Origin of the sequence: Galbibacter mesophilus (assembly GCF_023721415.1) — a bacterium.
GTDB lineage: Bacteria > Bacteroidota > Bacteroidia > Flavobacteriales > Flavobacteriaceae > Galbibacter > Galbibacter mesophilus.
Genome location: NZ_JAMQVC010000006.1, coordinates 1 through 15,673, shown reverse-complemented (window position 1 = coordinate 15,673; position 15,673 = coordinate 1). Strand labels below are relative to the sequence as shown.

At 38.1% G+C, this 15,673-nt stretch carries 10 protein-coding genes and 1 rRNA gene; all 11 read right to left on the bottom strand.

The window, feature by feature from the left end; all coding sequences use genetic code 11:
• A complete protein-coding gene (locus NDQ75_RS15290; protein ID WP_202029672.1) occupies positions 1–897 on the bottom strand; it encodes a GRP family sugar transporter in 897 nt (298 codons plus the stop codon).
• A gap of 30 nt (positions 898–927) precedes the next feature.
• Positions 928–1,920 carry a LacI family DNA-binding transcriptional regulator gene (locus NDQ75_RS15285; RefSeq protein ID WP_202029671.1) on the bottom strand — a complete coding sequence of 331 codons (993 nt, stop codon included), beginning with the start codon at positions 1,918–1,920 and terminating at the stop codon, positions 928–930.
• A 30-nt stretch (positions 1,921–1,950) separates the two neighbouring features.
• Complete coding sequence (locus NDQ75_RS15280) at positions 1,951–3,300, bottom strand: glycoside hydrolase family 88 protein (RefSeq protein WP_202029670.1); 1,350 nt, start codon at positions 3,298–3,300, stop codon at positions 1,951–1,953.
• A 15-nt stretch (positions 3,301–3,315) separates the two neighbouring features.
• Positions 3,316–4,023, bottom strand: coding sequence for an enoyl-CoA hydratase/isomerase family protein (locus NDQ75_RS15275; protein WP_202029669.1), 708 nt, complete (start codon positions 4,021–4,023; stop codon positions 3,316–3,318).
• 11 nt (positions 4,024–4,034) lie between these two features.
• Positions 4,035–5,579: an acyl CoA:acetate/3-ketoacid CoA transferase gene (locus NDQ75_RS15270; RefSeq protein WP_202029668.1), complete on the bottom strand. Its 1,545-nt coding sequence runs from the start codon at positions 5,577–5,579 to the stop codon at positions 4,035–4,037.
• A 109-nt stretch (positions 5,580–5,688) separates the two neighbouring features.
• The gene (locus NDQ75_RS15265) at positions 5,689–7,140 is read right to left on the bottom strand and encodes a sulfatase family protein (protein WP_202029667.1); all 1,452 of its coding nucleotides are present in this window, start codon (positions 7,138–7,140) and stop codon (positions 5,689–5,691) included.
• A 24-nt stretch (positions 7,141–7,164) separates the two neighbouring features.
• The gene (locus tag NDQ75_RS15260; RefSeq protein ID WP_202029666.1) at positions 7,165–9,795 is read right to left on the bottom strand and encodes an outer membrane protein assembly factor BamB family protein; all 2,631 of its coding nucleotides are present in this window, start codon (positions 9,793–9,795) and stop codon (positions 7,165–7,167) included.
• A gap of 87 nt (positions 9,796–9,882) precedes the next feature.
• Complete coding sequence (locus tag NDQ75_RS15255) at positions 9,883–11,136, bottom strand: alpha-L-fucosidase (protein ID WP_202029665.1); 1,254 nt, start codon at positions 11,134–11,136, stop codon at positions 9,883–9,885.
• A 79-nt stretch (positions 11,137–11,215) separates the two neighbouring features.
• Positions 11,216–13,591 (bottom strand): hypothetical protein, encoded by a 2,376-nt coding sequence (locus NDQ75_RS15250; protein ID WP_202029664.1) that lies wholly within the window; start codon positions 13,589–13,591, stop codon positions 11,216–11,218.
• Entirely contained in the window at positions 13,588–14,946 is a 1,359-nt protein-coding gene (locus NDQ75_RS15245) for a sulfatase family protein (RefSeq protein WP_202029663.1), read from the bottom strand. Before NDQ75_RS15245 ends, NDQ75_RS15250 begins: the two co-directional genes overlap by 4 nt.
• Positions 14,947–15,592: 646 nt before the next feature.
• Positions 15,593–15,673, bottom strand: a 5S ribosomal RNA gene (rrf, locus tag NDQ75_RS15240); the annotation flags it as partial.

The window sequence follows — 15,673 nt, the reverse complement described above, 5'->3', positions numbered from 1 at the left end:
TTAATTTACATTTCCTAAAATAATACCTCCAATGGTTGCCAAAACAACCCCAACTAGCACTAGCTTTCCTGCTTTTGATTTTGGGGAAGGTTCTTTAAATAAAAACACGCCAACCAGCGCATTGACCACTACACAAAGTTGCGCAATCGTGAAGCCCCTTCCCGTACCTATTTGTTCCATCATTGCCAGCGCTCCATAATTTCCAATTGCCCACAGCAAACCAGAGGTCATTAACAAAAAATAACGGTTATTTTTTTCTAGTTTAGCAGGCGCTTTGGTAAAGAATAATAATAGAAGACTTCCCGTAAACATTCCTATTGACAATGGAAGCGTTCCTATCCACATCGTAAACTCGGGATGATTTGCTGTACCTAATTGAATGGGTATAAAATAGGTAGCAAAACCAACGCCAGCTCCCATAGCTCCCAAAAGTCCTTTTAAATCGGTTTTCTTTCCTCCGGTTCCATCCGAAAAGACAATCAAGAGAATACCAACAATGATTATTAGAAATCCTAATGCGGCTATTCCCAACGTTCTACTGCTCGCATCTAAAAATTCTCCAAAGAGTATTACACCCCAAAAGATGGAAACCACAATGTTCATAGGAGCCCAGATACCAAAAGCCTTTGCCATCCCCAATCGGCTTGCTCCTATAAAAGCACTCCAACCACTAATTGCCCAAATTAAACCTCCAACAAAGGGAAATATAAATGTTGTGGCATTCAAACCTTCCACTCCCACAAAAAAGCTCGCAATAATTGATAACGCCATAGCGGCCAGGGTGACATAAAATGTTCTGGTATGCTGACTTTTAAGAGGTACTTTTTGCGATGGCGCCAGCCAAGTTCCCCAAGCTAACACCGTTATTAAAGCATAAATTATTCCGGTTGAATTCATATTACACGTGTTCTAAGTTGGTTAAAAAAATTATATGGAACCTCTTCGTATTATGGCTCCGCTAAAAATTGTTTTGCGTTTTGGTGAAGTATCTTTTTGTATCATGTCTATCAATTCGTCAATGGCAAATGCTGTCATATCATTTAAAGGAACCTTTACAGTTGTAAGCGGTGGATTTAATAATTTTGAAGTGTCTATATCTCCAAAGCCAACAACAGCTATATCATCCGGTATTTTTAAATGTAACTCTTCTGCCGCTTTGTATATTCCATGCGCCACAGAATCGTTGATTGCAAAGACAGCTTCTGGCAATTCATTTTCAGTTGCCATCTCTTTAAGTATTTTATAGCCATCATTGGTTCCCATGTTTGTGCTTCTCAAATGGGTCTTCAATCCGGCTTCAGCCATAGCATTTTCATATCCTTTTTTCCTTTCCGTAGAAATACTAATTCCTTCCGGACCCGTAAAATGGCATATTTTTTTGTATCCTTTGTCTAGAAGTAACTGGGTGATTTCGAAACTCAACTCCCTATCGTTGAGCAATACGGCACTTTCTTTGGAATTTACGGGAGCCCTGTCGAAAAAAATAAATTTCGCCCCAGACCTTTTTATAAGCTCATAATTATCATCATCCACGCTTTTTCCGGATACGTCTATTACAATTCCATCCACACGCATGGAAAGCAAGGTCTCAATATTCTTCTTCTCCTTTTTTGGATCTTCAAAAGAAATCATCGGGATAATGTTATACCCTTTAGAATGTGCATGTTCGTAAAAATTTTCCACTGCTTGGGCAAAAAAGGAATGCGCTATTTTAGGCAAAATTATGCCAATAGTAAATGTTTGTCCTTGGGAAAGGTTACGCCCGATAAAATTAGGATAATAGCCCATCTCTGCCGCTTTCTTCTTCACGGCTTCCCGCGTTTTTAAAGCAATGTCTGGATGTTCTTGCAAAGCCTTGGTTACCGTTACTCTTGAAATTTGTAACGCCTCTGCTATATCTTTTTGACTAATTTTGGCCATTTAATAAACTACTCCCTTAATTTAACTTGTTTAAACTATTCCATCGAAAAAGCGATAATTTTTGCCTTCCGACAATCGCTGGGCATACAAGCAAAGTTCTACCATGTGATAATCGCCCCACATACTCGATTCGTCAGCGGGCACTTTTCGCCCTTCAGGTATATGATCCCATCCATTTGGATGGTGATAAACTGAATGTTTTAATATCCCTTGATGCCCTTCATTCTTTGCTAAATATACATCTTTTAACAAAGTTTGTAAAGTTGTTAAACCTGCCTGCTGATATTTTTTTGCTGCTGACGGGTCTTCTTCTTTTAAAATTTGCCCTAAACGCAAAAGCCCTTGTGCACCAATAGCCGCTGCAGAACTATCCACCGGCTCGTAATCGTTATAGGGATCGGCTTCTTTTTCTTGATAATTTCCTAATTTATGAAGATTGGGCGCGCCTGCATCCCAATAAGGAATTCCATCTGAAGAAGTATTGTCTATAAAAAAGTCACAACTTGCTCGGGCCGCCTTCAAGAATATTTCTCGTTCCTTTTCATACCCTCCCACGAAATCCAAGTATTCAATAAATTCGGGAAATCCAACCATTGCCCATGCAAGTCCGCGGGTCCATGTAGTGAAACCAGAAAATCCTTGTTGGGAATTCGGACAACGATATGCACCATCGTTTAGATTGAAAATAGATTCATGAGCTACACGCCCCCACTCGTCATAACTATCTCTCCCTTCGCCATAGAAAACCGCATATTTTGCGGTAGTTAGTCCGTGGGTAATGGCTCTTTGAAGTAAATCAATCTCTTCATCGTGCTCTTCCAACATTCGGTGTTCCAATTTATGTGCTGCCAACAATATCCTGCAAGTACGAACTGTATCTATAAAGAGGGAATGCGGACCGTTAAAAGAATATAAATACCCCCCATCCGGTATTTCTGTCCAACGTTTGGCCTGTACAGAACCAGACATTTTTAATGCTAATTTATAATAGTCTTTCTCAAAATCACTCCCTTTGTATCGCTCTTCATTGGCAAGTCGCAGAAGGTTTCCGTAGGTACTTACATTATTAAAACCATGATCGTGAACGCCAAAATGACTTAAATGATGCGTCATTTTATTCATCGTACCTTGTTTTCCTAGTGCAAGCAATTCTTTATCACCTGTGGCATCAAAAGCCAGCAAAGGAATTCCGAACTGAAACCCCTGTGTCCATTCCGTCCAACCACGGGTAGTGTATTTTCCTTCAACAGTGAAAACCGGACTGCCTTGGCTTTCATCATAATTTTTATGCAACGCCCACACCTTTTTGGTTACTAGCTTCCAAAAATCATTAAGGTCGTTTGAAAAGTCTGTAAATTTTATCGTTGTATTGATCTTCATTGTGTACTTTTTGTTTTATTTATTTTGAGCCAGTTGAACAGCCAACACATCAAAATCGACGTCTGAACCGTAGGTAGTACGCCCGGAATCCATTAGGGTCCTTTTGGCTACGGAATATATTTTAGGCTGAATGTTTTTCAGTTTTGCCGTAAAATTTAAAAGTTCTTTTTCAGCATTTTCTGTTTCAAAAACTTCAGTTATTAATCCCATCCGAAAAGCCTCTGTTGAGTCGAGTTTCTCGCTTAACAATACAATTTGTTTTGCGTGCGCTTCTCCAACCAAACGCAGTAACCGAGCCATCCCGCCCCAACCTGGAAGCCAACCATTGCCAACCTCTGGATTGGAAATAACCACAGAAGTATTTGCCAATCTAAAATCGCATGCCAAGGCCATTTCAAAGCCGCCACCCATAACGTATCCATTAAGAAAGGCTACGGTGGGCTTTGATAAGTTTTCAAGCTGATTAAAGATATCATTTCCGAGTCGTATCCATTTTTCAACATCCTTACCAGTTAATGCGCCAAACTCCTTAGTGTTCGCTCCTGACGAAAAAGCTTTTTCGCCTGCTCCCCGTAATACAACTACTTGAATATTTTCATCCTCTTCCGCAGTGTTGAGAGCCGCTTGTAAAGCGTACAGCATCTCGAACCCGATACAGTTCATTTTTGAAGGATTATTTAAAACTATGGTAAACACACCATCGTTAAGATCTGTTTGAATCATCTCAGCCATAATTAGGAAAAGGTTTCTTTAAGATTTAAATATTCATTCTTGTAAATTCGGGAATCAATTGATTTCAGCTCTTTTGATATCAAGGGTTCAAAATCCATCATATCCAGCACATCCTTTTGTAAATCTACCAATGGAGCCAATTCGATAAGTTCCAGCCCTCCTTTTGTTAATTTAAAAACAGCTCTTTCGGTAACGTAAAAGACCTCTTGCCCTTTTTCCATGGCAAATCTCCCAGAAAAAGTAATCTGCTCCACAGCATCAACAAACTTTTTAAATTTCCCTGGATGAGTGATCTCTACACCCTTTTCAGATATATTTTGGGTAGATTTTACAGCAAAAGTTCCTGTAAAAACAACTTTTTTAGCATTCTGCGAAATATCTATAAATCCGCCGCAACCAGTTAAAACATTTCCAAAGCGACTGGAGTTTACATTTCCATTCTTATCAATCTGTGCAAAACCCAGATAAGCAATATCGAGTCCGCCACCTTGAAAGAAATCAAATTGGTAACCATCATCAACAATAGAAGAAGGATTGTACATCGCACCAAAATTCAATCCGGTAGTAGGAATCCCGGCACTGGCACCTTGTTCAATCATAAAAGTTAATTCATCCAAGATATTCTCTTGTTGTGCAATAATAGGAACCCCGTCCGACATTCCGTAGCCTAAATTTACGAAAGCTCCCTTTTTTAGTTCTAAGGCGGCCCGTCTCATAATAATTCTTTTAGGACCTTCCAACGGTAATTCTTCGGGAGTGTACGGCGCATCCCGTTTCACCAATGCAGGATCAAATTTAGAGAGAAAGGTCATTTCTTGGTTTGGTTCAACTACCACATAATCCACAAGAAAACCGGGAATTTTAACGCGTCCGGGATCACAATTGCCATCAACAACATTTTTAACTTGTGCAATCACAATCCCTCCGTTGGTTTTGGCTGCCTGTGCAATGGAAAACATGGCAAAAGAACCTACTTCTTCTTCCATGGTAATATTTCCTTCGCTATCTATGGAAGTTCCACGAATAAAAGCAACATCTATTTTAAAGGATTTATAAAACAAATATTCCTCGTCATCAATCGCCATCACTTGGACGTGATCTTTTTTTGTAACCTGATTTATTTTTCCTCCTTCAATACGCGGATCTACGAATGTATTCAACCCAACTTTACTAATTACCCCAGGTTTTTTAGATGCTGAAGCCCTCATTAAATGGCTCAAAATCCCTTGTGGGAAATTATAGCCTTTAATTTTATTTTCTCTGGCAAGTTGAACCATCTTAGGCGCGTTTCCCCAAAAACCCCCAAAATCAGTATCAATAAGTCCTTCTAAAGCAATATGGTTAAGTCCTCTTTGATCGTTATCGCCAACACCGCAAGGGTGCACACTCGTGATTTTTTTAGGATGACCTGTTGTTTTAAACCGTTCGCCTAAAGCTCTTAATAATGTGTCTGGAACGGCATGACCTGCTCCAGCACCACCTATAGCAAGCGTATCACCGTCATTTATCTTTTCCGCTGCAGTTTTTGCATCGACTATCTTAAACATAGTTTCTCTTCTTATTTTTTAATCTTCTGCTAAAATACATACTATTACACGTGTAATAAAATTTTTTCTCATTGTTCAAGTCATGTTTGTTTGATAATGCCTTCTTTTTCTAATCCCTAATTATTTTTAATGGTTGTGGGTTTGGAACATAACCAGCAGGTCTAGAATTGGGTGTTACATAACCTTCATCACCAATCCAATTTCTAGCTATAGTGGCATAAACAGAAAGTTTACTTACGACTTCCTTGTATTCTGAGGCCACATTTTTTGTTTCGGATATATCTTCTTCTAAATTATAAAGCTCTAAATGTGCTTCTTTAAAATTACGGTTCCACATATCCTTCTTTTGTTTTAACGGAAGGTACAGTTTCCATTTTCCAGCCCTAATTGCCTGAAGTTGATCCAATAGATAATAGGCAAAGTAGGGAGATGAAGTCAATTCTTTCTCCGGATTATGAAGCAAATATTGTATATCCTTACCGTCAATTACCATTGAACTAGGCATATCGCAGCCTGTTATACTAGCCAAGGTTGGGTATATGTCAATCATTGTGGTCAACTCATTGCATTTCTTTCCCTTAGGGAAGTGTCCTGGCCAAGAAAATATCATTGGGACACGCATACCTCCCTCGGCTACTGTTCCTTTATAACCTGAAAGTGGAAAATTGGAGCGATTCGCGGGTTTATTGGGCGCTCCATTATCTGAAGTAAAAATTACAATGGTATTTTCCCTTAATCCTAAATCTTCCAAAGTCTGGATTATTTCTCCCGTAGACCAATCAATTTCTTCAACTACATCCCCAAATAGTCCATTTTTAGATTTCCCCTGAAATCTTTTGCTTGCGTGCAATGGTCCATGTGGCATGGTATGAGATAACATTAAAAAGAAAGCTTTATCCCTATTGTCTTTTATGAATTTTACCGATTCCTCAGTATATCGTTTTGTTAATGTTTCTTGAACTACAGGACTTTCTATAACCTCTTCATTTTTAAGAAGTGGAATTTCAGGATGTTCGTATAATTTTTTTTCCTTTCTATATTTATAACCAGGCGGCGTATCGTTACTATACGGTAATCCGTAAAAATAATCAAATCCATGACGCGTAGGCAAAAACTCCTTTTGATCACCCAAATGCCACTTTCCTATTAGTGCTGTTTTATAATCTTTTTGTTTTAGCATTTCGGGTATGGTTATTTCATTTGGATGCAAACCCATTTCATCTACTGGAAAAATCACACACTCCCCTCTAAAATTTTTGGCCATGCCGTTTCTCAATGGATAAGTACCTGTTAATAAAGCAGCACGTGCGGGAGTACAAAGCGAACTAGCCGAATAAAAGTCTGTAAACATTATACCTTCCTTAGCCAACTTATCTATCGCAGGGGTTTTATTCAATTTATTCCCATACACACCAAGGTCACCATACCCCAAATCATCACATAAAATAAGAACCACATTTGGAATTGATTCATCTTTTTGCAAACCGTATGTACCGTAAATATTCAAAAGAATAAAAACTATTAAACATGATACTGTTTTACCATTAACTAAAGCTACCATTGTTCTATTTGGTTTTTACATAGTTTATTCAATAGCATATATATAGCCATCTGTAGCCAAAATATATGCTTTACCGTAGGCAATGGTAATACAAGATTCTTCTGCCCTACCATTCATTTTAAATTTCCAATTCACTTTAGTGCTTCCATCCCCATTTCCATCTTCAGAAACCGACCAGATATACGGGTCTACGGAAGAACCAAAAAAGACGTTTCCATTGGCATTTGCCGTTCCCGTAAGTCCACCGCCACCGCTTAGCTCCCAAATCTTCTCTCCTGTTTGAGCATTTAGGGCATACGTAATACTGGGTATGGCCTGTTGACAAACTTGTCCGTTTTTAAAAATGCTAAAGAAAAGTTTATCGTTATTTATAGATGGGGACATATTACATTCATAACCATCGGGTAATGGAAATTTCCATAGCTCTTTTCCTGTTTTTACATCTACACAGAAGAAATAATCCGAAGCAAGTCCTTGCAAATATGCCTTCCCGTCGTAAGTCAGTGCAGCGCCAGAATCTGGATTACCGCCAATACTCTTTTCCCAAAGTTTTTTCCCTGTTTCCTTGTCAAAACCATAGTATTTATCATTCCACGATCCAAAAACCACTACATTTTCCTCTATTGCGGGAGCGGGATAGGTACCATTTTCAGTATTGTATTCCCAAATAACATCCCCTGTTTCAGCATTGAGACAGTAAATCCATCCACTAACAGTTGGAACATAAATTTTTCCTTCGGAAGCATTTGCGGATGCCCAACCCCAACCAAGTTCCTTCTTCCATTCCAATTCTCCCGTAAAAGCATTTATACAGTAATAGTATCCTGTCCCACCTTGTTGCCCAAAATAAATTTTTCCTCCGTAAAAGATTGGTGCTGCCGGAATTTGTCCACGTACTTCAAAGCGCCAAATTTCTTTTCCCGTATGATGGTCTAAAGCATGTACAAAACGATCTGGACCAGCAGCTATTACCATACCCTCAGCAACCATTGGTGAGGCTTGAAAATCGCCGCCACCTCCATCGAAATCTGCCCAAATCCTATCATTATGAGAATAAACGGCCTCCATTAAGCTATGTCGCCAATTTTCCTTACCGGTTTCAATATCAATACTATGAAGATAAAGGTCTGAAGAATTGAGCAAAAGTGAATATTCTCCCATCACTAAATCAGCAAATACTTGATGGCCCGTGGGCTGCCGAATCCAAACTACATCACCTTTTTCAGTAAGTTTATAAAGTTTTCCACTTAGGGTAGCAACATATATTTTTCCTTTGTTGAAAAGAGGTTTAGCGCGTACCCAATCGTCGAGGTTTCTTTTCCAAAGCAAATTACCTGAAGTTATATCTAAGCAGTACAAATTTTTGTTTGCCCCTCCAATAAAAACCTTGTCTCCGGAAATTTCAGCTTGTGAAAATTGTTGGAAAGCTTTGGTTTCAATATAATCCACATTATACTCCCATAATTTTGCACCAGAATTGGGATCTAATCCATATACCTTTCCATTTTCGGCTGCAGCTATTACTATTTTTTCATTAGCAGCTAATTTTGCATTTACCGAAGCGTCTACTTGAAACTTCCATAATGCACCTTGCCCACCTTTTCTAGCATCAAAAGCTGATACCGTACCACTAACCGATCCAACATAAACCTTGTTATTTTGTAAAAGAGGTTCTGTCCAATATTCTCCAATATATTGTTTCCAAAGTAGTTCACCTGTCTTCGGATTTTTACACATTAAACTATCAAAAGTAGTAATTGTACGTTCCTTCGCCCAATGAATGGATTGTACCCCATGTGGATAGAACAAGAAGTCATCATTCCCAGCTAAGGGAGCATTCCCTACGCGATAATCTATATGCCCTGCATATTCTTCTTTTATTACTTTCCCAGTTTTTTTATTTACATATACAAAGTGCTTCTGGTGTCCTTTTTCTCCTCCGCTTCCTACTTCCCGTACAATGGCTGCGTCTTTCAAGAGCAACACCGATGAATTCATTCTAGCCGTTCCGTATTGGTGTCCGCTACCACGTTGACGTGCTTTCCATTCTACTTTTCCATCTTTTTCATTTAAACGGTACAAGATTGTGGTCATTCCGGGTGAGCTAACATATACTTTTCCATCTTCCACAGCAGGTCTAGAGTACCAAGGTCGTCCTGTAGGAAACTTCCATGCCAAATCTCCTTTTACTGGGCCAGGATCTTCAGTCGTGCGAGTTTGTTTTTCCGAACCATGAAAAAGCGGCCATTCTTTTGTATTCCTTTCAAATTGTGCTCTAGGATTAAATTCTTTTCCCTCTGGAGTCGTCATAAAATTGGCATACATACGTTCCATTCCGAAGAAAGTCTTATCAATTGCTTGATAATATTCTTTTTCCGATATCTTTTTAGCTTGTTTGTTTAAGTAAAAATAGCCTTCCAATGCTCCAAGGTCTGCTCCTGCAAAAGCCATTAATCTTGCCCAACTATCTAAAATATTTAGTCGGTAACTGAAATTTTCTAATGTTGTAGGTGTTCTCTTAACCTCTTTTCTAGTAGAATCTATTTCAAAATGAGCAGTTGGAAGAAACTCGGCTACCCTATTACTTTCCTGCCCAAAAAGCATAGCTTGATACAAACCAAATGAAGTTAGCAAAATGAGAAATCTTAGTTTCATATATTTATATTTATCGTTTTAAATATCGCATGGAACATCCATACAATAATCCTTTGGGTGTTCAAGAATTAATCTTGGATATTTCATTTATTGGATGTTAATTTCATAAATAGTTCCTTTTCTAATCGGTTCAGTATCTTTAAAAACCCACGATTTACCGCGCTTTTGTATAGCTAATTTTATATCTTCACCGAATCGCATCGCACTTTTAATTTTCTGAACAGGAACTCCTGTTGGTAAAGTAATCTCTTGTTGAAAATCTTTTGAAACAAACATATACACCTTTCCATGGTTCATTACAAAAGATAGAAACTCATTGGAGGGCCAATCTACAGCTCTTGAACCTTTAATAATACTTCCATACTTCTCCATCCAAGCACCCACCTCTTTTAGAGTTTTAACAATTTCAGGTGCAATACGACCATTTGGCATAGGTCCGATATTGAGGGTGAAATTACTATTGTGGGCTGCCGCTTTGATTATGGAAGTAATAATTTCTTCGGAAGTAAGGTAGTCGTCGGCGACTAAATTATAGCCCCACGAACTGCTAATGGAAAAAAAGGTTTCCCTCGGTCTTTTAGAAACTTTATCAATTGGAAATTTCTTATAATACAATTCATAATCCTCCCCGTCTTGAAGGGATATATGATGATTATTAGTTATTAAAGTACTGCTTTGATTGTTGTGAACAATATCATATGTTTTTTCAAGTTGCCAATCCCTCTTATTACCAATATCCCACCAACCGTTAAACCATAAACCATCTATTGGTCCGTAGTTCGACATAAGCTCATTTACTTGTTTATTTTGGGTCTCTAAATAGTTTTGCCATTGCTCATCTTTGAATTTTACATCTACCTTAGCTGCAAGGTAGTTTTCATCGGCTAAGTCCATTTGATAATAATGTAAGATTAACTTAACTCCTTTGGCATTGCATGCTTTTTTTATTTCCTCAAGAACATCCTTTCCATAAGGAGTATTAGTAACCTTAAAGTTGGATGTATTGCTGTTGTAAAGTAAAAATCCATCCCCATGTTTTACAACAAAATTAAGATAACCAGCGCCAGAATTTTTTACTACATCTACCCATTCACTAGCAGAAAATTGGGAAGGATTAAAGAAATCCATCAATTTTCTGTATGCTTTAGGTGGGATGTTTTTATTGCGTAAAATCCATTCAGAAGGAGCATTTTCTCCTCCTCCAGCCAACATTGAATATAGCCCCCAATGAATCATAATTCCAAATCGGGCATCATTAAACCACTCCCGTTTTTCTAAATTTTCCTTGGAAGGACTGTAATTTTGTGCCCAAGCAACGGAAACCGAAAATAGTATCGTCATCAAGCAACAAATACATTGAAAGCGATATGTATATTTTTTATTATCCATTTTTATTCTTGAAAACTCTATTCAATTCATTTTAAGAAATCCAAATTGGTGACGCCCAACAGACATCTCCGTTTTCCTGTACAATCCTACAATACCAAAAGCCAGGTTTCTTCCCCCATTTATGCTTAAAATTCTTTACCTTAACGGATATATTTTCCACAGTACTCCCTTGATGAACAATCTCAACAAAATCTATATTTTCATTGGCTTCCACGCTGAGTTGAAGATCTGCCCCTTTGATAAATGATAGTTTTAATTGATGCCCCGTAGTCGCAAAACAAGATCTTGACTGAAACGCTTTGTACAATTCGGTCCTAGTGAGTTCTAAAACATTTAGTGCCGCCAATGCCAAACCTGAATGATCTCCTCCCGCTATAAAGCCTATTTTTTTTCCCTTCTTAACTTCATCTACAATCCAGTACCCATTTGGTTGTTTAGCGTAGTTGGTAATTCCTGTGCAATGAGGCTGCTCTCCCGATCCCCTTCGGTCTTGAAAAATTTCTACCACGGGCATGAGATTTTCCTTGTAATGTTTCCATTCAAACGGAAGGTTATAATCTGCTACGTGGTGTGGTGGCGCCACTACTTTTTTGTTTTCATATACCTCCCACAAGCTTTTAAACGTACTCCCAACTGCACCCTCATCATTTGGGTTGTAGACTTGCAAATCTTCTTCTTCCTCAAATGATAAAGGGTTTACGTGACCTTCTTTTGAAGTCCATTCATAAGCTTGTAAGGCAACAAATTCACCAGGGAAATAATAGTAATTTGCTATTTCTCTCATTTTATGCTGCTCCAGCGGACCCATATTATAAGAATGATCTGTAATACCCGCAAATCTGCATTTTTGGACATCCTGCATAAACCGGTAATTAGAATGGTGTCCTTGATCGTAGGCACGAGTACATATAGAATCGGTGGTATGGAGGTGAGTCTGCCCGTAAACAGTCTGGGTTTTTCCAGATTGTTTGCTTATTGGCTCTTCCATATTTCCTTCCATATTGGGTTTTAAGTACAATTGAGACATTTCATACTTTGGGGCTTGCAATTTTTCTTTCAGAATATTGAGTTTTCCTAAAGCAATTTCGCTTTCCTTGTCGAAACACTCTCCTTTTTCGCTCCATCCAGTAGAACGACCATCAGCAACAAATGCCAATTCCAGCGCCTCTTTTTCAACCTTTATAGAAATAGGCAACTCATAATGTGCTCTAAGCACCAAAGTTTTAGGGGCTGTCCAACCCTTTTCCCCTAAAAAACTCACAACTAAATCCGATCGTGTGTTTAGGGCTGTACGAATATGCTTATCTGCATTAGAAATAAAATCTTTTTCTATTGCACCAGCATTGCTGTATTGTTGATGCCTTCTATAAACTATCCCTAATTCTCCATTTTCACTTTCAAAAACTTGACCTAGTTTACTAAAATCAGAACCGAACACAATTCCGCTAGCGGTAAACCCATTCCTACTGCCGTTTGGGGATGCATAGGGAGCGTAAACTTCCCCATTCATCCATGCCCTAACCATTAAAAGTCCTTTGCTTCTAAAAAATTCGTGCTGTTTTCTCCTTCTGTGGTGTTGCACGTAAGGAAAATCGAAATGGGCAAAGTCGGGTGTTAGCACCATATCTGTATAGGAAATCCATACCCCGCCTTTTTTGCGTGGCCACACGGAAGGTCTTAAACAAGGACTGGAACTGTCACTAACACATTTTGGACTTTTTAGATTTTGTAAGTCGGCATCGCCTACCTGATGCATTATCCTATAATTTCCGTTTATAAACGCGCAATAAACAATATGCAATATGTTTTCTTCATCAATAGTTATAACAGGATCATAAGAATTGTAAGCTGCATCACCCACTTGAACTTTATCCTTCAAAAATCCATTTTGCATTAATCCAGCGAAAATCTTGGTAGACATTCCTTGTCTTTCTTCCCAAACTAAATAATTGATTTCATTAGTACGTCCTTCAGCCAAATAAAGCGAATGAGGACGCCCCCAGTAGTCTTCAAGGAGGTTTTCAGTATTATTCTCAGCTAATGATGTTTTTTTAATATTCCAGTTTTTTCCGTCTCCCTCAATCCATAAAATATGGTCACCGTAGAAAGTAGGTGTGTATAAATATTTGGCTTCGGTGATTTTGGTAGGAAGTGCCTCTTCAGAAACTTGATGCATTAACCATTCTCTTCCATTTTCGTATCTTATAAAGACAACATCAGAACGATTCTGTTTTTTATTTAAAACAGGACCGTAGCAAACTTCATTATATTGCCTATGCTTTTGCAGTATGGTATGTTGTGTGCCAAGTTGAATCTCCTCTAATTCACCAAAATTCAAAAAAGGGTTTTCCATAAAAGAAAATCCTGTAGCTGCCGCAGTATATCCTAAAAAATTTCTTCGATTCATGATTGAGAGGCATTCGTTTTTATCATCCACTGCTGAAGATTCGATTTTAATTCAGAAAGAATTTTTACTTTCTCCTCATCATCAGACAAATTGTATAGCTCGTTTGGGTCTTCATACAGGTCGTACAACTCAAATTTTGGAGGATTTGCAAACCTATTGAAGATTTGCCGAGCCAAGGTACCATCAAAGCGACCTTCCTGTGAAAATTTATAAGAATTGTCGGAATCTATAGAGAGTATAGGGTTAATGGTATCTTTTACGTTATAAATAAGTTTGTATCGGTTGTTCCTCACAGCGTAACGTGGATAATACGTTTTTGGACCGTGATAAAAAAATTCTGAATATAAATGGGTTCGCCATTCATCCTCATCCCCATCTATAATTGGCAACAAAGACTTTCCTTCTATTGTATGCTCAACTTCAATGTTTGCAACTTCCAAAATAGTAGGCATAATATCTACCGTAGAAACCAAGGCATCAACCTCTTTACTAGTCGACATCTCTTTTAATAATTGGATAATATAAGGGATTTTAACTCCCGCTTCATAACATGATGTTTTACCTCTGTTGAATGGAGCTCCATGATCTCCCACAAATATAATAAGCGTATTTTCTGCCTTTCCCGTAGCAACAAGCTCTTCCATCAACATTCCGATACCATCATCCAATCTGGCAATACATGAGTAAAAATTTGCTATACGTCTTTTTTGCGCTTCAGTATCTATTAATTGAAAAGGAAAGGGCTCTATTTCATTAGCATTGTAGGGATTTTTAGGCAATCCTTCTACTTGCGGTATAAATTTAAAGTGGGGATCTAGGTAATTTACCATTAAGAAAAATGGAGATTCCTCAGTTTCCTTAATGAAATTCGCGGCCTTATTTGCCACTGCTCTAACATTTCTCGTTAATGAAGAATTGTTTTTAGCATATTCAAAATCAAAAGGAAACTTATCAACAGGCTCTACATGCAGCTTTCCGATAATACCGGTTTTATAACCTTGCTGATGAAGAATCTGTGGCAGTGTTAAAATGCTATCATACATAGAAAAGCCCATATGAGAAAGACCTAATTGCCCATTTTGATGAGGGTATAGTCCAGTTAGGATACTACTTCTTGAAGAACTACAAGAAGCTTGGGTGACATAACCATTGGTAAACCGAACCCCTTCTCTAGCAAGTTTATCGATATTTGGGGTTCTAGCGATAGTATCACCATAAGCGCCCACTTGTAAACCAAGATCGTCAGCCGTTATTAACAGTATATTCGGCTTTTTCTTTTGCTGTCCGTTAAGCTGAAAAGAAAAAATAATCAATAAAAAAAATAAACAAAATTGAGTACAACTTGTACGCATCATATCACTTAGATTAAACTGAAAAAACTTTTGAGCTGAATTCACCCAAAAATAAATCAGCTCATTTATTACACGTGTAATATTTAAAACGCAAATAAACGTATAAAATTATACACTTAACTGAAATAATTAAATAATTTTATTAATAATTTATTTCTATAACAAATCCTTATGTAATTTATTACTGAATTAACAAGAATGGATGGAAAAAAATTCAAACAACCTAATTGCTTACATATCGCTTTGGAAAATTTCTTTTAAACATAGAAACGGATTAAAATTGAAGCCTCCAATTGATAATCTAAATAAGGAAGCCTAGAAAGAATGCATTTAATCCTTCAGATATGGAACTAGTGAAAAGTGTAACAAAAAATATTTGTGTATCCGTGGTCCATTCAATTCAAGGTAGAAGCTGATTTCTGTACATCGGGCATAGATATGCATCCCTACAGAGACTTTTCTAAAAATAAATAATTTATCTGAAGATCATCATTTTCACTAGGGCGTTCCCCTTCGGGGCCGGGCCTTCGCTACTCGCTTCCGTGCGGTTGCCCGGAGAGCTCAAACATGCCGCTCTGTCCCTAACGCATACGGTAAAAAAAAAGCAAAAAAAAATCCCGACGTTCCAAATGGAAGTCGGGATCCTAAAAGAAGGCGGCGACCTACTCTCCCACAAGGATGTAGTACCATCGGCGCTGGCGGGCTTAACTGCTCTGTTCGGAATGGGAAG

What these genes read in the sequence shown, in the direction of transcription:
- NDQ75_RS15245 (WP_202029663.1), bottom strand. Translation starts at nt 14,946, where the DNA reads ATGATGCGTACAAGTTGTACTCAATTTTGTTTATTTTTTTTATTGATT.
- NDQ75_RS15280 (WP_202029670.1), bottom strand. Translation starts at nt 3,300, where the DNA reads ATGAAGATCAATACAACGATAAAATTTACAGACTTTTCAAACGACCTT.
- NDQ75_RS15250 (WP_202029664.1), bottom strand. Translation starts at nt 13,591, where the DNA reads ATGAATCGAAGAAATTTTTTAGGATATACTGCGGCAGCTACAGGATTT.
- NDQ75_RS15255 (WP_202029665.1), bottom strand. Translation starts at nt 11,136, where the DNA reads ATGACGATACTATTTTCGGTTTCCGTTGCTTGGGCACAAAATTACAGT.
- NDQ75_RS15260 (WP_202029666.1), bottom strand. Translation starts at nt 9,795, where the DNA reads ATGAAACTAAGATTTCTCATTTTGCTAACTTCATTTGGTTTGTATCAA.
- NDQ75_RS15270 (WP_202029668.1), bottom strand. Translation starts at nt 5,579, where the DNA reads ATGTTTAAGATAGTCGATGCAAAAACTGCAGCGGAAAAGATAAATGAC.
- NDQ75_RS15290 (WP_202029672.1), bottom strand. Translation starts at nt 897, where the DNA reads ATGAATTCAACCGGAATAATTTATGCTTTAATAACGGTGTTAGCTTGG.
- NDQ75_RS15265 (WP_202029667.1), bottom strand. Translation starts at nt 7,140, where the DNA reads ATGGTAGCTTTAGTTAATGGTAAAACAGTATCATGTTTAATAGTTTTT.
- NDQ75_RS15285 (WP_202029671.1), bottom strand. Translation starts at nt 1,920, where the DNA reads ATGGCCAAAATTAGTCAAAAAGATATAGCAGAGGCGTTACAAATTTCA.
- NDQ75_RS15275 (WP_202029669.1), bottom strand. Translation starts at nt 4,023, where the DNA reads ATGATTCAAACAGATCTTAACGATGGTGTGTTTACCATAGTTTTAAAT.